Consider the following 22124-nt stretch of genomic DNA (forward strand, 5'->3'; position numbering starts at 1 on the left):
ACTAGTTTAGAATTTCTACTTCTGGCTGTATTAAAGGAATATATATTTCTGTGATCCAAAGAGATGGATTTTGTGTCTGTGCTGCGCTTACTTTATAAACCTCAAAAACCGCTTGATCTTCAGATGGTTGTAAATTGTTATCAGAAATATATTGGTACGATTTATCCCAAGCCCTCTGCATATATTTATAATCACCCTTTAAAGTGGTCTTAACAACTTTTTGAACGGGTAGCATTCCATTAAGTATAGAACTCTCTGCAGGGGTAATCACTAAGCTTGGAGTAAAAATTCCAACAGAATAGATAGCAGAGTTGTTTTGTTTATCCCATTGATTATATAATACAAATGGATTACCAGATTCGGTAATATTATTTTGCTTCATATATAAAGAAACATCAGTAAACATTTTCGGCATCTTCACTCTCACTTGGCTTACTTTAGAAGCTGTAGTTGTGTACATATAAAATCCTCCACCATGCTGTGTAATGCCATCTACATTTATAGAATAAGCATTCATTTTATCTTCTGTAACCTTTTTCAATTTATCTAAACCTTCTGCTAACATCGGTTTAAGCATATTAGAAAAGGATTCATCTTTAAAAGCAAATCCTAACTTTTCCATGAAACTTTGAGAGCCTTTTATGCCCCAAGTAACGAGTGTACCATCTTCTGCATCTTCAAATTTCCAATAAACATCGCTGGTAGATTCGCCATAGGTAGATTTAAAATTTAATTCCTGCTCTATAGAATTATTTGGAATAGCCTTAGTGGTAATAATATTTCCATCACCCATATCTTCGCTTTTCCAAGAGTATGAACCACCTTCACCGCTGGCTTTAGAGCCATAATCTAAAATTAAATCATCTGCATCATCCATCCATGGTCCCCAATTTTCCCAGTTACGGAAATCATTTACTTCATTATAAACAACACTGGTTGGTGCTGCAACATTTATACTGTCTTCTACCTGATAGTTTCCATCTTTAGTAGCTATATAGATGGCCCCTGCAATTATTGCAATTAAAATAAGAAAGAATAAATATTTAATAATTTTCATCTATTTGAGGGGGTTATTGGTTCAAAATGCTAATATAGTTAATTTACAAGACGCGAATTCTTACATTTGCATCAAAATAAACAAAATTATATGAAACCTAAATTTCTATTGACGCTTTTTACGGCGTCTATTTTACTGTTTTCCTGTAAAGATGATACAAAGGATAATCAATTAGCTGAAGCCGATGTAAAAGTTGATACTACCTTTAACTTTACAGTAGAAGAATTTGCTGATATTAAAGTATTGCGTTACCAGATTCCGGGGTGGGAGAATCTTTCTTTAAAAGAGCAGAAGCTGGTTTATTATCTTACGCAAGCAGGTCTTAGCGGGCGTGATATTATGTGGGATCAGAACTATAGACATAACCTTGAAATTAGAGATGCGTTAGAAAATATTTATAACACCTATGAGGGTGATAAAGATTCTGAAGATTGGAATTCTTATGTTACTTACATGAAAAGAGTATGGTTCTCTAATGGGATTCACCATCATTACTCTAATGATAAGATGAAACCAGAATTTAATAAAGAATATTTTGATACTTTATTAAAAGAAACTAATACAGAACTTACAGGAGAACCTTACGAAGTTATCTTTAATGATAAAGATGCTAAAAAGGTGAACTTAGATCCTTCAAAAGGATTGTTGGAAGGGTCTGCAATTAATTTTTATGGACCAGATGTAACGGCTGCAGAAGCAGAAGCTTTTTATAAGAAGAAATCTTCTCCAAATGCTAATAAGCCGCTTTCTTTTGGATTAAATTCTACTTTGGTTAAAGAGAATGGAAAACTAATTGAAAAAGTTTGGAAAAGTGGTGGTCTTTACGGTGCTGCTATAGATGAAATAATTAAGTGGTTGGAAAAAGCAAAAGGTGTGGCAGAAAATGAAAAACAAGCCAATGCCTTTGGACTTCTTATTAAATATTACCAAACTGGAGATCTTCAAACTTGGGATGATTATAATGTTGCTTGGGTAGAAGCTACCGAAGGGAATATAGACTACATTAATAGTTTTATTGAAGTATATAACGATCCTTTGGGATACAGAGGTTCTTATGAGAGTATCATTCAAATAAAAGATTTCGAAATGTCTAAGAAAATGCAGGTTCTGGAAAAGAACGTGCAGTGGTTTGAAGATAACGCTCCATTAATGCCAGAGCATAAAAAAGATTCTGTTGTTGGTGTAACGTATAAAACGGTTATTGTGGCTGGTGAAGCTGGAGATGCTTCTCCAAGTACACCAATAGGAGTTAATCTTCCAAATGCTAACTGGATTAGAGCGGCTCATGGAAGTAAATCTGTTTCTTTAGGAAATATCATTGGTGCTTATAACAATGCAGGAAGCTCTGGAGTTCTAAAAGAGTTTGCCAATGATGAAAAAGAGATTGAATTGGAAGAAGAGTATGGTAAGAATGCAGATAAATTGCATACAGCATTGCATGAGGTGGTAGGACATGCTTCAGGGCAGTTGAATCCTGGAGTTGGAGAAACCAAAGAAACCCTAAAAAACTATGCTTCTACTATGGAAGAGGGTAGAGCAGATTTAGTAGGGCTTTACTATTTAATGGATCCAAAAATTCAAGAATTAGGCTTAACAGATGATTATAAAAAAACTGGTATGGCTGCTTATGATGGTTATATTAGAAATGGATTACTTACGCAATTAAGAAGATTGAATCAGGGAGATGATGTGGAAGAAGCTCATATGAGAAATCGCCAGTGGGTAAGTGCTTGGGTTTTTGAAAAAGGTAAAGCAGAAAATGTTATCGAGAAAATTTCCAGAGATGGAAAGACTTATTATGATATTAAAGATTACGATAAGTTAAGAGCGCTTTTTGGAGAATTACTTAAAGAAACACAGCGTATTAAATCTGAAGGAGATTTTAATGCAGCTAAGAATCTGGTTGAGAATTATGGTGTGAAAGTAGATCAGGCAATTCATAAAGAAGTGCTGGATAGAAATGCGCAGTTTAAATCTGCACCTTACAGCGGTTTTGTTAATCCAGTATTAGTTCCAGAAATGGATGATAATAGAGAAATTAAGTCGATCAAAATTGAGCAACCTGAAGATTTTCAAGCGCAAATGCTTAGTTACTCTAAGAACTATAATTTCTTAAAAGTGAAGAAAGAATCTAAAGTTACTGAGGCTAAATAAGCTGAAAGTAAAACAGAATAAAAAAACCTCATCAATTATATTGATGAGGTTTTTTTATTTGTAAAAAGGATAAGAAACTACTCGTGCAAGAATTTTTTGATAACAAATAGTAAACCTATAAATACCAAAAATCCTACGAGCACGTATAAGCTACCTTTATAATATTTTTTATGAAGCTGAAGGTCTTTTCTATAACTGTATATAATAATGGTTACAAATGAAATAAAGAAGATGGCTGCAAAAACCCATTGACCGGTACTAAACATTTTTAGCTATTTTTATACAAAGTTAACTTTTAAAACTCATTCATTATAATGAAAAAGAGAATAGATAGCGTTCGTAAATTTCATGATGCATTTGGTCTAGGTAGTAATGAGAAGCCCGTGGCAGATCTTGGAGCAGCCAAGAATTTATTGAGATTCAATTTAATGCAGGAAGAAAATGAAGAGTACTTGGAAGCTGCAAATAATAATGATATTACTGAAGTTGCAGACGCATTAGGTGATATGCTCTATATTCTATGCGGCACCATTATAGAACATGGAATGCAGCATAAGATAGAAGAGATCTTTGATGAGATACAAAGAAGCAATATGAGCAAACTAGGAGAAGATGGAAGGCCTATCTATAGAGAAGATGGGAAAGTTCTAAAAGGGCCAAATTACTTTAAGCCTAATTTTAATGAGATCTTGAGTAAATAAGAAAAGCCTCTTAACAAGAGGCTTTTTAATTATATATAAAAAGAAATTATTCTTTAACAAGATATCTCCATCCAAATTTGTCTTCAGCAAGATTGTATTGGATCTTCATCATTCGTTCTTTAAAATAAGTAGCGTAAGAGTCTGTAAGATTTTTGATCTCATAACGTTCCCCTTTATGCCCAAATCCTTGAATAGGGTTAATTACAGCAGCAGTTCCGGTACCAAAGATCTCTTTTAAAGAACCGTCTTTTGCAGCCTCCACTATCTCTTTTACAGCAACTCTTCTTACCTCAACATTAATTCCATCTTCCTCTGCTAATTGAATCAAACTTTTTCTGGTAATACCATCTAAAATTCTGTCGTTAGTTGGTGCTGTGATCAACGTATCATTTATTCTGAAGAAGATATTCATTGTTCCAGCTTCTTCTAAGAATTCGTGAGAATTAGCATCTGTCCAGATAATCTGCTGGAAACCTTCTGCCTTAGCTAGATTAGTTGGGTAAAATTGTGCTCCATAATTCCCGGCAGCTTTAGCGTAACCAACACCACCATCTGCAGCACGACTAAATCTTTCAGAAAATTGTACTCTAACCTCACCGTTGTAGTAAGATTTTGCAGGAGAACATATTATCATGAATTTGTATTCTGTTCCTGGAGAGGCAAGTACACCAGGTTCTGTAGCAATAACAAAAGGTCTTATGTATAGAGAATTTCCAAAACCTTTCTTTATCCAATCTTTTTCCATTTTCAACAATTCTTCCAAAACAGTAAAAAAGTGATTTCTTGGAAATTCTGGAATTGCTAATCTATGAGAAGATTTATTAATTCTATTAAAATTTTCTTCTGGTCTAAACATCCAGATATTATCTTTGTCGTCTTTGAAGGCTTTCATTCCTTCAAAAACCGCTTGTCCATAATGGAATACTTTAGCAGCAGGATCTAGTTGAATTGCCCCGTATGGCTTAATTTGTGGAGTTTGCCAGGCGCCATTCTTATAGTCGCAAATCATCATATGATCTGTAAAGATGTGCCCGAAGTTAAGGTTCTCAAAGTCTACAGAATCAATTTTAGAGGTAGGGGCTTTTACAATATCAAGGGCGATGGTTGCATCGTTTTTCATTATGTCAAAATTTAGATTGCAAATTTACCGAAATATTACTAGAATCAAAATTGAAAGTTTTGCTAAATTTGACAGGTTATTGATTTACAGTCATTAAATTAAAATTATTATGAAAAAATTAAGTCTTTTTGCAGTATTTTCTGTCCTTTTAATAATTTCTTGTAAGAATTCTCAAGAGGAAAAAAGTATGGAGGTTGAAGCATCGGCAGTATTAGATGATCAAAAGTATCAGAACTATGGTGCAGAATTAGGTGAAGATAAAAGTGTTTCTGCATTAGAAATGGAAAACACCTATAATACCTTAAAACCTGGAGATACAATTCCTATGAAGTTTACTTCTACCGTAAACGAGGTTTGTAAGAGTAAAGGTTGTTGGATGACTTTAGATCTTCCAAACGAGGAAGAAACTGTAATGGTAAAATTTAAAGACTACGGTTTTTTTGTACCAAAAGATATTGAACAGCAAGAAGTAGTTGTTCATGGAAAGGCATTTGTTTCTGAAGTATCTGTAGAGGAGCAACAGCATTATGCAAAAGATGGAGGGAAATCTGAAGAAGAAATAAATGCTATTACCAAACCTAAAAGAACATTATCTTTTATAGCAGATGGAGTATTGGTAGCTGATAATAAATAAATGAAAAGAGAGATTATTACTACCGGAGATGGTTCTACTACCATACATATGCCAGAATGGAATGAACAATATCATTCTAAACACGGTGCAATACAAGAGGCAAGACATGTCTTTATTGAAATGGGTCTTAAGAAAATTCTGGAGCGAGATAATTGTAAAGAAATTTCTATTCTGGAGATTGGATTTGGTACTGGTCTTAATGCCATGGTTACCTGGGAGGCTGTTGAAGCTAAAGAAATCTTTATTAATTATACAGGGGTAGAGGCATACCCGGTAGCTGTGGAGGAAGTAATTCAGCTAAATTTTGCTGAAGAAATAAAATTAGAGAATTCAAAAGATATATTTAATAAGTTGCATGAATCATCATGGGAAGAGGCGAATAAGATCTGTGAAAACCTAACTTTAACCAAACAACAAAAATTCTTTCATCAAATTGAAGACGTAGAAACCTATGATCTTATTTATTTTGATGCATTTGGAGCACGTGTTCAACCAGACCTATGGACAGTAGAGATCTTTGAGAAAATGTTTAAAGCCACCAAGCAAGATGGTGTTTTGGTTACCTATGCCGCTAAGGGCTCTGTAAGAAGAGCAATGTTAGAGGTAGGTTTTAAAGTAGAAAGATTGCAGGGGCCTCCGGGTAAACGCGAGATGTTAAGAGCAACTAAAGTTTAACGCCTGTTAAACCTGTTATAAATGCTTCTTATTTGCCAGCACAGTTTAATACCTTGTCAATAAAAAAATGAAGGTTTTAATCACAGGTGCAACAGGTCTTATAGGGAAAGAGATCACAAGAAAATGCCATCAGGCAGATATTTCTGTGAATTATTTAACTACCAGCAAAGATAAGATAGAGAACAAGCCCGAATTTAAGGGGTTTTATTGGAATCCGGAACAGCAAGAAATAGACAAGTCTTGTTTTAATGATGTAGATGCAATTATTCACTTAGCGGGAGCAAGTATTGCAGAACGATGGACAGATAGTTATAAAAAAGAAATAATTTCTAGTAGAGTAGATACCGCCGCACTACTATATAAAACGCTCGAGGCATCTGAAATTGAAATACCTAATTTTATCTCGGCTAGTGCAATTGGTATTTATCCAAGTTCTCTGCAAAAACTTTATACAGAAGAAGATAATGGTGTAGACGATTCCTTTTTAGGAGAAGTGGTAGTAAAATGGGAGGAAGCGGCAAATCTATTTACAGACCTAGGAATGGAAGTTTCTAAGGTGAGAATAGGATTAGTTCTTGCTAAAGATGGTGGAGCCTTACAAAAGATGAAAGAACCTATTTCCCTAAACGTTGGAACAGCTTTGGGTAGTGGTAAACAGTGGCAATCTTGGATTCATCTACAGGATCTTGCAGGAGTATTTGTACATGTTCTTCAAAATAAATTATCGGGAACATATAATGCTGTAGCCCCTGGACCTGTTACTAATAAGGAACTTATTAATGGAATAGCTAAAGTGCTAGGGAAATCTATTTGGTTACCAAATGTTCCGGCCATCGCTTTAAAAGCAGCGTTAGGAGAAATGTCTGCAGTTGTTCTTTCAAGTCAATTAGTCAGTGCAGAGAAAATAATAGCTACGGGTTATGATTTTCAATTTAAAAATTTAATCAAGGCTTTAGAAGATATTTTATAAAAAAATGAACCAGGCTTTTAGAGCCTGGTTCTTAAATATATTGATGTAAATATTAAGCTTTCTTAGCTTTAACCTTTACTGTAAGTGTAATATCATCACTAATAAATTTATCACCTAAATTATCCATTACAGATTTAGACATAAATTTTATACCCCATTGTGTACGGTCTATTGTGAAAGATTCACTTGTTAACTCAAGTTCATCACCATCAACATCAATATTTACAGGAAATTCAACGTTCTTGGTCTCCCCTTTCATGGTAAGATTACCACGTAACATTGTGTTTCCTTCAACTTCATTAACACCGGTAATTTCAAAAGTAGCTTTTGGAAATTCCTTTACATTAAAGAAATCACTTTCTTTTCCTTCAACAGTACCTTTCAAATGATTTTCCAAGTTTGCTTTATCATCACCTTCAAGATCCTGAACTTCAATAGAATTCATATTAATCACAAAAGATCCAGATTCTATCAAACTATCGTTGGCAGTAAAAGTTCCTTCAGAGATGCTAATGACTCCATTATGAGACCCAGCAGGTTTTTCACCTTTCCATTCTATGGTAGAATTAGTAGTATCTACAACAAATTCTACAGCAGCCTCATTTGCGCTAGCAACTTCTTGAGCATCTGTAGTTTCTGCATTATTATTTTCATTCTTACATGCTACAGTAGCAAGAGCAATTCCTCCTACAAGACATAAATTTAAAATAGTTTTTTTCATGGTTTTCCTTTAAAAATTTAATTTGCAAAAATAGTTAATATGTAAATGGCGATATCATAAATCTATATTAATATTTAAGATGACATTTTGACAAATTTCTAGAATTGGCAGTAATTTTGACTTTAATGTAAAAACAAATATTGTTTAGTAATGAGCACGAACGAAGAAAACTACAAAGACGAGAATAATAAGAACATCAATAATAATGATGAATCTGTGAAAGATCAAATTGAAGAGCTTATGGATGAGGCAATTGAAGAAGTTGAGAGTAATCAAGATGCTTCTGAGATTTCTGAAGGTGATGCGCTTAAAGCTGATCTTGAGAAGGAGAAAGATAAGTTCTTAAGATTATTTGCAGAATTTGAGAATTATAAAAGAAGAACTTCAAAAGAACGTTTAGAGCTTTTCAAAACCGCTAATCAAGAAGTTATGACAGCTATGTTGCCTGTTCTTGATGATTTTGACAGAGCTATGAATGAGATCAAAAAAGCCAAAGACAAAAATCTTTTAAAAGGTGTTGAATTAATTCATAATAAATTCTCTGAAACTTTAAAGAATAAAGGTTTGGAAGCAATGGAGGTTAGTAATGGTGATGCATTTGATGCAGATATACATGAAGCTATTACTCAAGTACAGGCACCTTCAGATAAGCTTAAAGGAAAGATTATTGATGTTGTTGAACGCGGATATAAGCTTGGAGATAGAATTATTCGCTATCCAAAAGTAGTGACCGGGAAATAGGATTTCCAAATTAGTCTCTTTAAAAATTCAGAAAATTAGAAGATGAAACAGGATTATTACGAAGTATTAGGAATAAGCAAAGGAGCAACTGCTGCCGAAATTAAAAAAGCATATCGTAAAAAGGCGATAGAATTTCACCCAGACAAGAATCCGGGAGATTCTTCTGCTGAAGAAATGTTTAAGAAGGCTGCAGAGGCATATGAGATCTTAGGTAATGAAGATAAGAGAGCCAAATATGATCGTTTTGGACACCAAGCTTTTGATGGCGGTGGTGGCTTTGGCGGCGGCGGCATGAACATGGATGACATCTTCAGTCAGTTTGGAGATATCTTTGGCGGCGGTTTTGGCGGCGGAGGATTCTCTGGTTTTGGCGGTGGCGGAGGCCAAAGGAGAGTTAAGGGTAGCAATTTAAGAATTAGAGTTAGCCTTACTCTTGAGGAAATAGCCAACGGTACCGAAAAGAAAATAAAAGTTAAGCGTAAAGTTCAGGCAGCTGGCACTACCTATAAAACCTGTACTACATGTAATGGTTCTGGACAGGTAACCAGAATCACTAATACTATTTTAGGTAGAATGCAGACGGCATCTCCATGTAATGTTTGTGGTGGAGCTGGGCAAATTATAGATCAAAAACCGGATGATGCAGATGCACAAGGCTTAAAAGTTCAGGAAGAAACTGTATCTATAAAAATTCCGGCTGGAGTTGAAGATGGAATGCAGTTAAAAGTTACAAGTAAGGGTAATGATGCTCCTGGTAATGGAATTCCGGGAGATCTATTAGTAGCTATTGAAGAAAAGCCACATGCCTCTTTACAAAGAGAAGGTGATAATTTACATTACGATCTTTACATAAGCTATTCTGAAGCTGCTTTAGGTGCCTCTAGAGAAATTGATACCGTAACCGGTAAAGTAAGAATTAAGGTTGAGGAGGGAGTACAGTCTGGGAAGATTCTAAGATTAAGAGGTAAGGGTATCTCTAATCTTAATGGATATGGAAAAGGAGATTTGTTGGTTCATGTAAATGTTTGGACCCCAAAGACCTTAAATAAAGAACAGCGCGAATTTTTTGAGAAGATGGCAAGTGATGATAATTTTAAGCCAAATCCGGAAAAGAGCGATAAGTCATTTTTTGAAAAAGTAAAAGATATGTTTTCTTAAAAGAATGGTTTTAAGATAATTTTTATATATTTGACTATCACTAAAACCTTTAGTGATAATTTTTCTTTTTCATAGCAATTTTTTTCCCATCCTAGAATTTCTATTTTAGGATGGGTTTTTCTTTTATATAGATCTAGGTTTATATTTAAAAAAATATTGAAAAGAACTAAGGTTTACCTGCATTTCGATATCTTTACCTTATAACTACTATTTATGGATAATCTTCTGGTAGCAGAAAATGTTTCTAAACATTTTGGGGAATTTACTGCGCTAAATAATGTTTCTATTACAATTCCTACTAAAAGTATATTTGGATTACTAGGTCCTAATGGCGCCGGTAAAACAACACTCATTAGAATTATCAATCAGATAACCATGCCAGATAGTGGTAGGGTATTATTTGATGGGAAACCGCTAAGCCCATCAGACGTAAGTCTTATAGGCTATTTGCCGGAAGAGCGAGGCTTGTATAAATCTATGAAGGTGGGGGAACAGGCTTTATATTTAGCAAGGTTGAAAGGTCTTTCAAAAGCTCAAGCTAAAGAGAGGCTGGAGTATTGGTTTAAAAGACTTGATATAACACATTGGTGGGATAAAAAAATTCAGGAACTATCTAAGGGGATGGCTCAAAAAGTACAATTTGTAATAACAGTACTACATGAACCTAAATTATTGATATTTGATGAACCTTTTAGTGGTTTTGATCCTGTAAATGCAGATCTTATTAAAAATGAGATTCTTAAGTTGAGAGAAGATGGAGCTACTATTCTATTTTCTACCCATAGAATGGAAAGCGTAGAAGAACTTTGTGATTATATGGCTTTAATTCACAAGTCTAATAAACTGCTGGATGGAAAAGTAAGTGATATTAAACGAGCTTATAAGTCTAATACCTTTGAAGTAGGAATTCATCCTAGAGACGAGGCTATATTGTTACAAGAACTAAATAGCAACTTCAAAGTAGGAAAAGCACATTTTAAGAGTATTACAGAAGACTTGAAATTGAGTATACAGCTAAAGCCCGAAGAATCTGCGAACGATTTGTTGCAATACTTGATCTCCAGAGGTACCGTAAATCATTTTGTGGAGGTAATTCCTTCTGTTAACGATATTTTCATTAAAACCGTCACCACGAATGCATAATTTAAAGCTCATCCTTGAACGGGAATATCTAGCTAGAGTTAGAAACAAGACTTTCATTGTCATGACATTTCTAAGCCCATTAATACTAGTGGGTATGATCTGTTTAATTGCTTATTTAAGCATGCTCAATAATAAAGAGGTTCATACCATGGCTATTAAAGATGATAGCGGATTATTTGAAAATGATTTTAAAGACAGTGAAGATGTTAATTATGTAAACCTTTCAGATTTATCACTAGAAGAAGCTAAAGCGAGTGCTGCTAAGAACGAATACTATGGCCTTCTTTTTATTCCTGATGTTCAGGATAATCGCGAATTAGCAGGTTCTATTGAATTTTTTTCTAAAGAATCTCCCTCATTAAGTAACCTTAGACATATAGAGCGCACCATAAAAGAAAAATTAACCAATAGAGAGCTTATTTCTAGGGGAGTAGATATTTCGGAAATTGAATCTGCAGAAACTGTAGTAGATATACAAGTTCAAAATTTTGAAGGAAGGAGAACTTCAAAGATGTCTAATTATATAAAGATGTTCTTTGGTGGCGCAGCAGGATATTTGTTAATGATGTTCATAATAATCTACGGGAATATGGTGATGCGTAGCGTAATAGAAGAAAAGACCAATAGAATTATAGAGATTATTGTTTCTTCTGTAAAGCCAATTCAGCTAATGCTTGGAAAAATACTTGGAACTTCTCTAGCAGGGATCACCCAATTCGCAATTTGGGTAGTTTTAGGAGGAGTGCTGCTTGTTGCAGCTTCTTACTTTACCGGGATGGATCTTGTTTCGGGACCAGCTCAGGCGCAGGAAGGACTCGATAACATGTCTGGTTCGGAAATGCAGCAATTATTATTAGATGTTAGTAATCTGCCAATTACTAGTCTATTAATTTTCTTCGTAATCTATTTCTTAGGAGGCTATTTTTTATATAGTGCTATTTATGCAGCTATTGGTGCTGCTGTAGATTCAGAAACAGATACGCAACAATTTATGTTTCCAATTATATTACCACTTATGTTGGCCATCTACGTGGGTTTCTTCTCGGTTATAGAAAATCCTCATGGTACGGTTTCCACCATTTTTTCTATGATTCCGCTTACCTCTCCTATCGTAATGCTAATGAGAATTCCTTTTGGAGTACAGTGGTATGAGCTAGCAATATCTATAGCAATATTAATAATAACCAATATTGGTGTCTTGTGGTTAGCAGCAAAGATCTATAGAGTAGGAATATTGATGTATGGTAAAAAGCCCACTTATAAAGAGCTTTATAAATGGCTTAAATATTAAATTCTCTATAAATTTTATAGGAAGTTCTTCTTTTCTGAAGAGAGTCAATTAAATTTAAACTTTATAGAAAAAACTAAGATTCGGCTGTAAGGCTGTAATTATAAAAACATAAAATGGCGAAAATATTAGTTATAGAAGATGAAGCTGCTATTCGCAGAGTTTTAATTAAAATTCTCTCAGAAGAAAATAGTACTTACGAGGTAGATGAAGCTGAAGATGGTCTTATTGGAACAGAGAAAGTAAAAGATGAAGATTATGATCTGGTTCTATGCGATATTAAAATGCCAAAAATGGATGGTATTGAAGTATTGGAAGCTATCAAAAAAATTAAACCTGAAGTTCCTGTGGTAATGATATCTGGCCATGGAGATCTAGATACAGCAGTAAATACCATGAAATTAGGTGCTTTTGATTATATTTCTAAACCACCAGATCTAAATAGATTGCTTAATACTGTGAGAAATGCTTTAGATCGTAAAGAACTTGTGGTGGAGAATTCCAGACTTAAGAAAAAGGTAGGGAAGAACTATCAAATGATAGGGGAGTCTCCTTCAATTTCTAAGATTAAGGAGATTATAGAAAAGGTAGCACCTACAGATGCCAGAGTCTTAATAACAGGTCCTAATGGTACTGGAAAAGAGCTTGTAGCTCATTGGTTACATCAAAAAAGTGACCGCTCTAATGGCCCTATGGTAGAAGTTAATTGCGCTGCGATTCCTTCAGAATTAATAGAGAGCGAATTGTTTGGCCATGTTAAAGGAGCTTTTACTTCGGCAAATAAAGATCGCGCCGGTAAATTTGAAGCTGCAAATGGTGGAACAATATTTCTAGATGAAATTGGAGATATGAGTCTGTCTGCTCAGGCTAAAGTGTTGAGAGCACTTCAGGAAAATAAGATTTCCAGAGTGGGAAGTGATAAGGATATTAAGGTAAATGTAAGAGTTGTAGCGGCTACCAATAAAGATCTTAAAAAGGAGATAGAAGAGAATAGATTTAGGGAAGATCTTTATCATAGACTAGCAGTAATTCTAGTAAAGGTACCTGCTCTTAATGAGCGAAGAGATGATATTCCATTACTGGTAGATTTCTTCTCAGATAAAATAGCGGAAGAACATGGGAGCAATAAAAAAGATTTTACCAAGCCGGCTATAGATCTTCTAAAAGAATATGACTATACAGGGAATATAAGAGAATTGAGAAATGTTGTAGAACGTTTAATTATTCTTGGTGGCAAAGAAGTAACAGAAGAAGATGTAAAACTTTTTGCAAGTAAATTGTAGGGTTAAATGGACTTAATGAGTTTCGGGAAAAAGACTCATTAAAAAACAAAAAAGCCTGCTGGTTAAAGCAGGCTTTTCTAATTTATTATTTTCCTTCTTTTAGAGATTTAGGAATGTATCTTAAAAAATACATAGTGTCTCCACTAGGGTGTTGCCATTCATGAAACAGTTCAAATCCAAAACGTTGATACACCAAAGCATTCTGTCTCATTCTGGTTTCAGCATAAAGTGGGATTTTATATTCCTCTGCCTGACGATAGAATTCATCTTTCATCTCTTTTCCGGTTTGAGTATCTGCACCTCGTGCATCAGATAGAATTCCCCAGAACCAACAATAGAGATATTCACCTTCTTGAGGTCTTTGTGCTTTAATGTAGCTTTGAGTCTTCAAGATCTTTAAGGCATTTTTAAAGCCTGTTACATTTCTTAGCAAACCAAGCTGAGTAGGTAATTCTTCCCAAAAGTTTTCATCGTCTTTGCTAGTCTTAAATAATATAGCAATACCCTTTTCATTTTTAGAAATGATTAATGCATCTTTTTTTATGGCTTTCTCAACCATATGAGCAGCTAGATATTGAAAACGCGCATCTCTTTTAGAATCGTCTTTAACGATATCCATAGATGTTGGGATCTCTTTAAGTAAAAGAGCTACTTTATTTATAATTTCTTCCTTCTCCAAATCACTTTGTTTAGGTTGCGAAGATAAAAAAAAATCATCTTTTAAAGATTTGTATCTTTCGCTATCAACACATGTTTATGAAAGATATCAATATAGAGCAATTTATAGCTACATCAGATTTTAAATTAAAGAATGTTTCTACAAAAATAGCTTTAGGGGCAGATGAAGATAAATTAGAAGATGAACTTAAGAAATTAAGTAAAAAGCTTGGGGAGTGGCAGGATGTACTGTATGCACATAGCAAATATGCAGTGCTAATATGTTTACAGGGAATGGATACTGCAGGTAAAGATAGTTTAATACGTGAAGTTTTTAATCAATTTAATACAAGAGGCGTAGTAGTACATAGTTTTAAAGTGCCTACAAATCTTGAATTAAAGCATGATTTTTTATGGAGGCACTATATAGCGCTGCCTGCACGCGGAAAATTTGGAATTTTTAATAGAACGCATTATGAAAATGTTTTAGTAACCCGCGTACATCCGGAATATGTATTGGGTGAAAATCTACCAAATGTAAATAGTCTGGAAGATATTGATGAGAATTTCTGGGACTCTCGATTTGAACAAATAAGAAATTTTGAAGATCACTTATCTAAGAATGGGACTATTATATTTAAATTTTTCTTGAATATATCTAAAGAGGAGCAAAGACAACGTTTGCTTAGAAGATTAAATCGTAGCGATAAAAATTGGAAGTTCTCTCCGGGAGATCTAAAAGAGAGACAGTTATGGGATGATTATATGGATTGTTACGAAGAAGCTATTCAAAGAACATCTACTCCAAATGCTCCGTGGTATGTTATTCCTTCAGATAATAAAGATGCTGCTAGATATATAGTTGCTAAAGTTCTATGGGAGGAGCTTTCTAAATATACAGATGTTCAAGAGCCAGAATTAGAAGCTAAGATCTTAGAGAATCTGGAAGATTATAAAAAGCAGCTTCAACATCCAGACGCTTAGGCCTTATTATTGATTGTCTGCATTAGATTTTGTTAATTAGCAATCTGCAAAAAAAAATCCGCATTTATGAAAAGATCATTAGTAGCACTCGCATTGATTATTAGTTTCTTTAATCTTCAAGCACAAGAAAATAAACAGAGTGAAGATTCTTTAACTATAAGAAAAATATATGATTACAATTTGCTGCAAGGTCATTCTTATAAGTGGTTAAATTATTTATCTAATGATATTGGAAGTAGGCTATCTGGTTCTTTAAATGCTCAGAAGGCTGTAGAATACACCAAAAAGCAATTAGATTCTTTAGGTCTGGATAAAGTTTGGCTTCAGCCGGTGATGGTTCCAAAATGGGTGCGTGGAGGAAAGGAATATTCTTATGCTCAAACTGCGCCGGGAGTAACTAGAGATCTTAATATCACAGCGTTGGGAGGTTCTGTAGCAACTCCAGAAGGAGGAACTAAAGCTAAGGTTATAGAAGTACAAGGTCTGGAGGACCTTGAGAGATATGGTGAAGCAGGAATCAAGGGTAAAATAGTGTTCTATAACAGACCTATGCGTGCAGATAATATAAATACTTTTGATGCTTATAGCGGGGCTGTAGATCAACGTTATGCAGGAGCTATGGAAGCTGCTAAATATGGAGCAGTTGGTGTTATTATTAGATCGTTAAATCTAAGATTAGATGATTTTCCACATACTGGTTCTATGACTTATGGAGATTTGCCAGCGGCCCAGAGAATTCCTGCTGCAGCGCTGAGCACTAATGATTCTGAATATTTAAGCAGCTTACTAAAAGTTGATGAAAATGCTGAGGTTTATTTTAAATTGAATAGCTCTTCGTTGGCAGATGTGCAGTCTTACAATGTAATTGGCGAAATTACTGGCACAGAATTTCCCAAGGAATATATAGTGGTTGGTGGTCATTTAGATTCTTGGGATCTAGGAGATGGCTCTCATGATGATGGTGCAGGAGTAGTACAGTCTATGGATGTTCTAAGAACTTTTAAAGAATTAAAGATTAAACCAAAAAGAACTATTAGAGTAGTGCTGTTTATGAATGAAGAAAACGGACTTCGTGGCGGTACCAAATATGCAGAAATTGCTAAACAGAAAAATGAAGATCATATTTTTGCCCTTGAGAGTGATGAAGGTGGCTTCACCCCAAGAGGTTTTTCAATTGAAGCGAATAAAGCTCAGTTCGAAAAAATTAAAAGCTGGTCCAATTTATTTGAACCTTATCTAATTCAGCATTTTATTATGGGCGGCAGCGGAGCAGATATTGGACCACTTAAAAATGATAAGATCGTTCTTGCAGGCTTAAGTCCAGATTCTCAACGTTATTTTGATCACCACCACTCTGCTAACGAAACTTTTGATCAGGTTAATAAACGTGAACTAGAGATGGGTGCTGCAACAATGGCTTCTATGATTTACCTTGTTGATAAATATGGATTTAATTCTTCTAACTCTAATTAGTTTTGATTAGTATAACTAGGGAGAATGCGTGTCTAGAAAATGTTAGTTTAATTAAAGCTTCTAGATTAAAACAAGTTATCTTTGCGCCTTAAAAATTAAGATTTGCAATTAACAGCCTACACCAAAGAATTTAGAACCAGTTTGAATATTGCCTTTCCTGTTATGATGGGACAATTGGGACATGTGTTGGTTGGGTTGGTAGATAATCTAATGATTGGGCGATTGGGTGCAGCTCCTTTGGCAGCTGTTTCTTTGGGGAATAGTCTTGTATTTATTGCCCTCTCTCTAGGTATCGGGTTTTCTTTCGCTATAACTCCATTAATTGCAGAGGCAGATGGAGCATCAGATATAGAGCTTGGTAAGCGCTATTTTCATCATGGTATTATTTTGTGTACTGTTAATGGTGTTTTATTATTCTTACTTCTTTTATTAGCAAAACCTATACTTTATTATTTAAAGCAACCACAGGAAGTTGTAGAACTAGCAATACCATATTTAAATATCGTTGCATTTTCTATGATTCCGTTAATGATCTTTCAGGCTTTTAAACAGTTTGCAGACGGATTATCACAAACTAAATACAGTATGTACGCCACCATTCTTGCGAATGTAGTGAACGTAATATTTAATTTCTTATTGATCTATGGTATTTGGATATTTCCAAAACTGGGTCTTGAGGGTGCCGCTATTGGTACCTTGATCTCTAGATTCTTTATGCTTTGGTTTATCTGGGAAATATTGAGAAGGAAGAAGAAATTTAAAGAATATTTTATTTGGAGTAAAAAGGAATTAATTAAAACGAGCATCTTTAAGAGAATGATTGCTCTTGGATTTCCATCTGCTTTACAGATGTTTTTTGAAGTAGCTATTTTTGCAGGCACTATTTTTCTTGCAGGTACACTTGGAACCAATCCACAGGCGGCGAATCAAATTGCACTTAATTTAGCCTCTATGACTTATATGATTGCTGTAGGCTTAGGAGTAACTGCCACTATTAGGGTTGGGAATCAAAAAGGTTTAAAGAGGTATAAAGATCTTCGTAGAATTGCATTCTCCACTTTCTTGTTGGTTTTTTTAATTGAAGCTGTTTTTGCGCTAGGATTTATACTATTAAAAGATTGGTTACCAACTTTGTATATTAGCAATGTGGAGGTTATTATTCTTGCATCTCAATTATTAATAATAGCTGCATTATTTCAGTTAAGTGATGGTTTACAAGTGGTGATCTTAGGAGCACTTAGAGGACTTCAGGATGTAAAGATCCCTACTTTAATTTGCTTTATAGCTTATTGGGTAATTGGCTTTCCAGTGTCATTTTATTTCGGTCAAAAGGAGATTATGGGAAGTATGGGTATATGGATGGGGCTATTTGTAGGTCTCACCGCATCTGCCTTAATGTTATATCTAAGATTTAATTACCTAAGTAAACAAGAAGTTGTAAAAGAAAATGAAAGTGAAGCTCTTGATTCAGCAAAAACAACAACACTTTCTTAAATTTATAAGAACACAAAATTAATATTAGTACTATGGACTTTCCAAAATTCTTACTAGGAGACAATACAGATTTTCCCGACGCTATATTCGTTGTACACACAGAGTATCCAAGATTTATAATCAATCTTCAGGATGATGAAGTAGAATGGTTAGAAGATTTCGATCAAAGCGATGAAAAAGAATTAGCTACAGAGGCAGAAGATCTTATCACTCAGGCTAATGAATTCTATGATAGAGAGGTGTCTAGATACGACGATTAAGCTCCATGTTAGAAAAAATTATAGCTTTAGATCAGGAGTTATTCCTTTATTTAAATAATTTGGGTAGTTCCACCTGGGATCCATTCTGGTTATTAATTACAGATAAATGGACCTCCATTCCTCTTTACGCTATTTTACTTTATCTTATCTATAGAAACTTCGGGCTCAAGGGAACGCTTCTAAGCATAGTAATGGTGGCATTGCTTATAGCATCTACAGATCAGTTAGCTAATGTATTTAAGCACGGCTTTCAACGCCCTAGGCCCTGTGGTCAAGATGGAGTGATGGAATATGCAAGGTTTATAGCAGTGCGTTGTGGTAGGTACGGTTATTTTTCTGCACACGCCTCAAGTTCTATGGGGTTAGCCATTTTTATGAGTCTAATTTTAGATAAATATTATAAACACCTAACTTCATTATTAATGATCTGGGTAATATTAGTGACCTACAGTAGAATTTATGTAGGAGTTCATTATCCTTTAGATGTATTAACCGGTGGTTTATTTGGAGCGCTACTAGGCTATTTGTTTTATAAAATACACTGTTATTTAATGGGGTATTTTAATCTTGCTTCTTAGTAGCAATATAAAAATTTCTTATTAACCTTACATTTTTGCCTTTGGAGATAGCTGGATTTAAATTTAAGGTATCTACAAATCTTAGTTGATACTTTCCAAATCTGGATCTCCAACCTGGTGTAGATTCTTCATTTACTAAGATTCCAAATTCTTTTTCTGAGGGAAGATCATCTCCATATTCTTCAATAGACAGCGGTATTGGTTTCCCATAAGTAAAGATCAATTCAGGAAAAAGGCCGCTAACATCATACATATTAAGATCATTCTCTTCAATATAAGATCTAATTTGGGCAACATTTGGAGAGTTTCTTTCAGGAGCTATCAATTTTAAAAGTGGAAATCCAAACGAAAGTATCCCTACGATCATCAATACTTGAAGAGAAAATAGCAATTTCATATCTGTTTTATAAATTCCGTAGACAAACAGTATTCCTAAGGCTATTAGAAAAATAGAGAATAGGAGGTATTGATATTTCATTTCCCAAATAGTTTCTTTTAATCCGAAATACAAAAGAAAAGGAAGCGCAAATGAAACCAGTGTTAGCACTCCAAAATTTAACCAAACTGGAATTTTTTCTAATTTGCTGAAGTTATCTTTAAAATTCCTAATGGCATACTCCGCATAAAAGCTAGTTGCCATTGCTAGCGGAATTAATACAGGAAGTAAATATCTGCTTTTTTTCTCCGGAATAATAGACAATAAGATCACAGAAAAGATAGTCCATAGAAAATAAAATCTGTATGCTTTAAAATTTGAAACTCTGGGTTTTAAATACCAATAAAATAATGACATTAGAGCAGGAATGGTCCAGATACCACTCTGAGTAAAAAAGCTCCAGTAATACCATATTGGTCTCACATTATAACTAAACCATCGGGTACTCTCTGTATTAGCAACTTCTGCAAAAGCTTCCGGGTCATAATAATGAGCAATTGCTGTCCACCACGTTCCTGAAATTAGTCCCACAATAATGAACAAGGAAATTGATTTCCAAAGAGTAGGAGAGGTTTTAAATTTATAGGTGATTGCGTATGCAACTAAAAAGGGCAAAAACAAGGCATATAAAGAAACCGGGCCTTTACTTAGTAAGGAAGCTCCAAAGAATATGCCTGCCAATAGTGCATTTTGGTATTGATGTTTTTCTAGCGCTATCATCTTTATAAAGAAATAACAGCAAGTCACCATAAAACTATGAGTAAAGATGTCCCATTGTCCATCTCTTCCAGAAAACACAATATAAAAAGAAGTCATTAAGATCAAACTCCCTAAAAACGCAGTATATTTTTTAATGTTTAGTTTAAGTTGAAGTTTATAAAACATTATTACCATAAAAATTGAGACCAGAGCAGCAGGTAATCTATAAGCAAAAACGTTTTTTATTCCGAAGATAGATGCAGAAATAGCCGTGAGCCAGGTAGGTAGTGGTGGCTTCTCATACCTAGGCATAAGATCTATAGTGGTAAATATCCAGTTATTGTGGGTAAGCATCTCACGGGCTGTAATAAAATTACGAGCTTCCATGATATTGATATATAACGCATCTAAATTCAGTATAAACACCAGGCATCCAACAACTATTAGTATGGGCAGATAGTATGGTTTTAATTGAATTTTATGAAGCATGATTTTTTTCTCTTCTACTAATAATAATATTTCTTGCATACACCACACTTCCCATAATATGTCCTGTAAAAAGTACAGGATCTCTTCTAATAATGGCATAGGTGAGTACCATAAGTGCTCCTGTAAGACTTAAGATCCAAAATCCTAACGGTAAGATGGAAGCTTTCATCCTTTCAGAATATATCCACTGATATATAAAGCGGAGGTTAAATATGATCTGTGCGGTAGAGCCCAGAATTAATAACCATAACGGAATATTCTCATTATTGAATAATTTATGAATGTCGAGAATATTATTATTATAAGAATATATAACTATGAAGATAGGAAAGACATGTAGGAAAAATTTTAATGCTGTTGGAATCTTCTTCCAGTCTCCTTGTAACTGAATGTTTCTAATATAGATATAATAGGTAATTGCCTGTCCCAGCATAATCGAGAAATCTTCTCTTAGATATCCGTAAACAAAGAGTAGAAAAGAAGCAAATAGGCTAAATTGCCAAAATAGAGCAGGGGTTATTACTTTCTTTTCCTTTTCTGAGACTAACCACTGTTGAATTAATCTGGCGGAAAATAAAATTTGTGCAGCAAATCCAATACTATAAATCTGCCAACTACTCATCTTTTTTAATTACCTTATAATTGATGTAGTTTCTCTTCATCCATAAGTAGGCAAAACAATCTAATAATGGTCCTACTAGTCTATTCATAAGATGAAACTTAGCTTCTCCCGCAATTCTAGGATAATGACGCACAGAAACTTGTATTATCTTTCCGCCTTGAAGTTCGATCATTGCTGGTAAGAATCTATGTAATCCTTTAAACATTGGAATTCTTTTTGCATAATCTGCTCTTATCACTTTTAACGGACAGCCGGTATCATCCATTCCATCATGGGTGAAACTTCTTCTAATCCCGTTTGCAATAGTAGAAGACATATTCTTAACAAAAGAATCTTTTCTATTATCTCTTAATCCTGTAACTAGATCATATTCTTCAATATGAGGCAGAAGGATATTAAAATCTTCCGGATCTGTTTGTAGATCAGAATCTATATAGCCAATAAGAGGTGTTTTGGCATAATCAAATCCTGCTTTTATAGCGGCACTCAGTCCTCTGTTCTTATCAAAAGATATAAAATGCATAGCTTCATTGCGCTTACAGATATCTTCAATGAAATTAAGGCTATTATCAATAGAGCCATCATTTACATAAAGAATACAGGTTTTTTTAATGGCAATATCTATATAAGCTGCAAGGTGCTTTTCTACTCTTAAGAGGTTGTCTTCCTCATTATAAAGCGGCACAATGATAGTAAATTCGTAATCCATAAAATGTTTATTCGTTGCAAATGTATTAATTCTGAAGCATAAAGCACCCTATAATTACAGCTCAAAATTGGGAAATGT

General features: G+C 34.3%; 23 protein-coding genes. 15 read left to right on the forward strand and 8 right to left on the reverse strand.

Going from position 1 to position 22124, the window contains the following annotated elements:
* Position 1: 1 nt before the first annotated feature.
* Positions 2 to 1057: an SRPBCC family protein gene (locus tag P163_RS09450; protein ID WP_034890079.1), complete on the reverse strand. Its 1056-nt coding sequence runs from the start codon at positions 1055 to 1057 to the stop codon at positions 2 to 4.
* Between the two features lie 90 nt (positions 1058 to 1147).
* Here P163_RS09450 and P163_RS09455 point away from each other — a divergent pair, with 90 nt between their 5' ends.
* Positions 1148 to 3211 (forward strand): dipeptidyl-peptidase 3 family protein, encoded by a 2064-nt coding sequence (locus P163_RS09455; protein ID WP_034890083.1) that lies wholly within the window; start codon positions 1148 to 1150, stop codon positions 3209 to 3211.
* 77 nt (positions 3212 to 3288) lie between these two features.
* On the opposite strand, the gene P163_RS09460 is transcribed toward P163_RS09455, so the two are convergent.
* The gene (locus tag P163_RS09460; protein WP_034890086.1) at positions 3289 to 3477 is read right to left on the reverse strand and encodes a hypothetical protein; all 189 of its coding nucleotides are present in this window, start codon (positions 3475 to 3477) and stop codon (positions 3289 to 3291) included.
* Positions 3478 to 3525: 48 nt separating this feature from the next.
* Here P163_RS09460 and P163_RS09465 point away from each other — a divergent pair, with 48 nt between their 5' ends.
* Positions 3526 to 3912, forward strand: a complete 387-nt coding sequence (locus P163_RS09465; protein ID WP_034890090.1) for a nucleoside triphosphate pyrophosphohydrolase family protein — start codon at positions 3526 to 3528, stop codon at positions 3910 to 3912.
* 46 nt (positions 3913 to 3958) lie between these two features.
* Here P163_RS09465 and P163_RS09470 read toward each other — a convergent pair whose 3' ends face one another.
* Positions 3959 to 5032: a branched-chain amino acid aminotransferase gene (locus P163_RS09470; RefSeq protein WP_034890093.1), complete on the reverse strand. Its 1074-nt coding sequence runs from the start codon at positions 5030 to 5032 to the stop codon at positions 3959 to 3961.
* 109 nt (positions 5033 to 5141) lie between these two features.
* On the opposite strand from P163_RS09470, the gene P163_RS09475 reads away from it, so the two are divergent.
* From P163_RS09475 to P163_RS09485, 3 genes are all read left to right on the forward strand, one after another.
* A complete protein-coding gene (locus P163_RS09475) occupies positions 5142 to 5666 on the forward strand; it encodes a DUF4920 domain-containing protein (RefSeq protein WP_034890096.1) in 525 nt (174 codons plus the stop codon).
* Complete coding sequence (gene mnmD / locus P163_RS09480; RefSeq protein WP_034890099.1) at positions 5667 to 6341, forward strand: tRNA (5-methylaminomethyl-2-thiouridine)(34)-methyltransferase MnmD; 675 nt, start codon at positions 5667 to 5669, stop codon at positions 6339 to 6341.
* Positions 6342 to 6408: 67 nt separating this feature from the next.
* Complete coding sequence (locus P163_RS09485; RefSeq protein WP_034890102.1) at positions 6409 to 7311, forward strand: TIGR01777 family oxidoreductase; 903 nt, start codon at positions 6409 to 6411, stop codon at positions 7309 to 7311.
* A 52-nt stretch (positions 7312 to 7363) separates the two neighbouring features.
* On the opposite strand, the gene P163_RS09490 is transcribed toward P163_RS09485, so the two are convergent.
* Positions 7364 to 8032, reverse strand: a complete 669-nt coding sequence (locus P163_RS09490) for a YceI family protein (protein WP_034890105.1) — start codon at positions 8030 to 8032, stop codon at positions 7364 to 7366.
* 150 nt (positions 8033 to 8182) lie between these two features.
* On the opposite strand from P163_RS09490, the gene P163_RS09495 reads away from it, so the two are divergent.
* The 5 genes from P163_RS09495 (at position 8183) to P163_RS09515 (ending at position 13645) form a co-directional block, all read left to right on the forward strand.
* A complete protein-coding gene (locus tag P163_RS09495; protein ID WP_034890106.1) occupies positions 8183 to 8773 on the forward strand; it encodes a nucleotide exchange factor GrpE in 591 nt (196 codons plus the stop codon).
* A gap of 42 nt (positions 8774 to 8815) precedes the next feature.
* Positions 8816 to 9931: a molecular chaperone DnaJ gene (gene dnaJ / locus P163_RS09500; RefSeq protein WP_034890108.1), complete on the forward strand. Its 1116-nt coding sequence runs from the start codon at positions 8816 to 8818 to the stop codon at positions 9929 to 9931.
* Between the two features lie 213 nt (positions 9932 to 10144).
* Entirely contained in the window at positions 10145 to 11074 is a 930-nt protein-coding gene (locus tag P163_RS09505) for an ABC transporter ATP-binding protein (protein WP_034890110.1), read from the forward strand.
* Positions 11067 to 12365 carry an ABC transporter permease gene (locus tag P163_RS09510; RefSeq protein ID WP_034890113.1) on the forward strand — a complete coding sequence of 433 codons (1299 nt, stop codon included), beginning with the start codon at positions 11067 to 11069 and terminating at the stop codon, positions 12363 to 12365. Before P163_RS09505 ends, P163_RS09510 begins: the two co-directional genes overlap by 8 nt.
* Before the next feature lie 113 nt (positions 12366 to 12478).
* Entirely contained in the window at positions 12479 to 13645 is a 1167-nt protein-coding gene (locus tag P163_RS09515) for a sigma-54-dependent transcriptional regulator (RefSeq protein ID WP_034890117.1), read from the forward strand.
* Between the two features lie 85 nt (positions 13646 to 13730).
* On the opposite strand, the gene P163_RS09520 is transcribed toward P163_RS09515, so the two are convergent.
* A complete protein-coding gene (locus P163_RS09520; protein ID WP_034890120.1) occupies positions 13731 to 14324 on the reverse strand; it encodes a hypothetical protein in 594 nt (197 codons plus the stop codon).
* 77 nt (positions 14325 to 14401) lie between these two features.
* Between P163_RS09520 and P163_RS09525 the strand changes: the two genes are divergently transcribed.
* From P163_RS09525 to P163_RS09545, 5 genes are all read left to right on the forward strand, one after another.
* Positions 14402 to 15286 (forward strand): PPK2 family polyphosphate kinase, encoded by an 885-nt coding sequence (locus P163_RS09525; RefSeq protein WP_034890123.1) that lies wholly within the window; start codon positions 14402 to 14404, stop codon positions 15284 to 15286.
* A gap of 66 nt (positions 15287 to 15352) precedes the next feature.
* Positions 15353 to 16759 carry a M20/M25/M40 family metallo-hydrolase gene (locus P163_RS09530; RefSeq protein ID WP_034890126.1) on the forward strand — a complete coding sequence of 469 codons (1407 nt, stop codon included), beginning with the start codon at positions 15353 to 15355 and terminating at the stop codon, positions 16757 to 16759.
* Positions 16760 to 16861: 102 nt separating this feature from the next.
* A complete protein-coding gene (locus tag P163_RS09535; RefSeq protein ID WP_034890129.1) occupies positions 16862 to 18253 on the forward strand; it encodes an MATE family efflux transporter in 1392 nt (463 codons plus the stop codon).
* Positions 18254 to 18285: 32 nt separating this feature from the next.
* Complete coding sequence (locus P163_RS09540; protein ID WP_034890132.1) at positions 18286 to 18513, forward strand: hypothetical protein; 228 nt, start codon at positions 18286 to 18288, stop codon at positions 18511 to 18513.
* A 5-nt stretch (positions 18514 to 18518) separates the two neighbouring features.
* A complete protein-coding gene (locus P163_RS09545; protein WP_034890135.1) occupies positions 18519 to 19091 on the forward strand; it encodes a phosphatase PAP2 family protein in 573 nt (190 codons plus the stop codon).
* Here P163_RS09545 and P163_RS09550 read toward each other — a convergent pair.
* From P163_RS09550 to P163_RS09560, 3 genes are read right to left on the reverse strand one after another with little or no spacing between them, the layout of a single operon-like run.
* Positions 19075 to 20715, reverse strand: coding sequence for an ArnT family glycosyltransferase (locus P163_RS09550; RefSeq protein WP_034894207.1), 1641 nt, complete (start codon positions 20713 to 20715; stop codon positions 19075 to 19077). The two genes, P163_RS09545 and P163_RS09550, sit on opposite strands and share 17 nt — an antisense overlap.
* Entirely contained in the window at positions 20705 to 21337 is a 633-nt protein-coding gene (locus P163_RS09555; RefSeq protein WP_034890140.1) for a lipid-A-disaccharide synthase N-terminal domain-containing protein, read from the reverse strand. Before P163_RS09555 ends, P163_RS09550 begins: the two co-directional genes overlap by 11 nt.
* Positions 21330 to 22046: a glycosyltransferase gene (locus P163_RS09560; RefSeq protein WP_034890143.1), complete on the reverse strand. Its 717-nt coding sequence runs from the start codon at positions 22044 to 22046 to the stop codon at positions 21330 to 21332. Before P163_RS09560 ends, P163_RS09555 begins: the two co-directional genes overlap by 8 nt.
* Positions 22047 to 22124: the final 78 nt, after the last annotated feature.

Source organism: Gillisia sp. Hel_I_29 (genome assembly GCF_000744275.1).
Taxonomy (GTDB): domain Bacteria; phylum Bacteroidota; class Bacteroidia; order Flavobacteriales; family Flavobacteriaceae; genus Gillisia.

Bases quoted from the DNA above. Each gene is read 5' to 3' on its own strand.
- P163_RS09450 (WP_034890079.1), bottom strand. From the start codon at position 1,057: ATGAAAATTATTAAATATTTATTCTTTCTTATTTTAATTGCAATAATT.
- P163_RS09455 (WP_034890083.1), top strand. From the start codon at position 1,148: ATGAAACCTAAATTTCTATTGACGCTTTTTACGGCGTCTATTTTACTG.
- P163_RS09460 (WP_034890086.1), bottom strand. From the start codon at position 3,477: ATGTTTAGTACCGGTCAATGGGTTTTTGCAGCCATCTTCTTTATTTCA.
- P163_RS09465 (WP_034890090.1), top strand. From the start codon at position 3,526: ATGAAAAAGAGAATAGATAGCGTTCGTAAATTTCATGATGCATTTGGT.
- P163_RS09470 (WP_034890093.1), bottom strand. From the start codon at position 5,032: ATGAAAAACGATGCAACCATCGCCCTTGATATTGTAAAAGCCCCTACC.
- P163_RS09475 (WP_034890096.1), top strand. From the start codon at position 5,142: ATGAAAAAATTAAGTCTTTTTGCAGTATTTTCTGTCCTTTTAATAATT.
- mnmD (WP_034890099.1), top strand. From the start codon at position 5,667: ATGAAAAGAGAGATTATTACTACCGGAGATGGTTCTACTACCATACAT.
- P163_RS09485 (WP_034890102.1), top strand. From the start codon at position 6,409: ATGAAGGTTTTAATCACAGGTGCAACAGGTCTTATAGGGAAAGAGATC.
- P163_RS09490 (WP_034890105.1), bottom strand. From the start codon at position 8,032: ATGAAAAAAACTATTTTAAATTTATGTCTTGTAGGAGGAATTGCTCTT.
- P163_RS09495 (WP_034890106.1), top strand. From the start codon at position 8,183: ATGAGCACGAACGAAGAAAACTACAAAGACGAGAATAATAAGAACATC.
- dnaJ (WP_034890108.1), top strand. From the start codon at position 8,816: ATGAAACAGGATTATTACGAAGTATTAGGAATAAGCAAAGGAGCAACT.
- P163_RS09505 (WP_034890110.1), top strand. From the start codon at position 10,145: ATGGATAATCTTCTGGTAGCAGAAAATGTTTCTAAACATTTTGGGGAA.
- P163_RS09510 (WP_034890113.1), top strand. From the start codon at position 11,067: ATGCATAATTTAAAGCTCATCCTTGAACGGGAATATCTAGCTAGAGTT.
- P163_RS09515 (WP_034890117.1), top strand. From the start codon at position 12,479: ATGGCGAAAATATTAGTTATAGAAGATGAAGCTGCTATTCGCAGAGTT.
- P163_RS09525 (WP_034890123.1), top strand. From the start codon at position 14,402: ATGAAAGATATCAATATAGAGCAATTTATAGCTACATCAGATTTTAAA.
- P163_RS09530 (WP_034890126.1), top strand. From the start codon at position 15,353: ATGAAAAGATCATTAGTAGCACTCGCATTGATTATTAGTTTCTTTAAT.
- P163_RS09540 (WP_034890132.1), top strand. From the start codon at position 18,286: ATGGACTTTCCAAAATTCTTACTAGGAGACAATACAGATTTTCCCGAC.
- P163_RS09545 (WP_034890135.1), top strand. From the start codon at position 18,519: ATGTTAGAAAAAATTATAGCTTTAGATCAGGAGTTATTCCTTTATTTA.
- P163_RS09550 (WP_034894207.1), bottom strand. From the start codon at position 20,715: ATGCTTCATAAAATTCAATTAAAACCATACTATCTGCCCATACTAATA.
- P163_RS09555 (WP_034890140.1), bottom strand. From the start codon at position 21,337: ATGAGTAGTTGGCAGATTTATAGTATTGGATTTGCTGCACAAATTTTA.
- P163_RS09560 (WP_034890143.1), bottom strand. From the start codon at position 22,046: ATGGATTACGAATTTACTATCATTGTGCCGCTTTATAATGAGGAAGAC.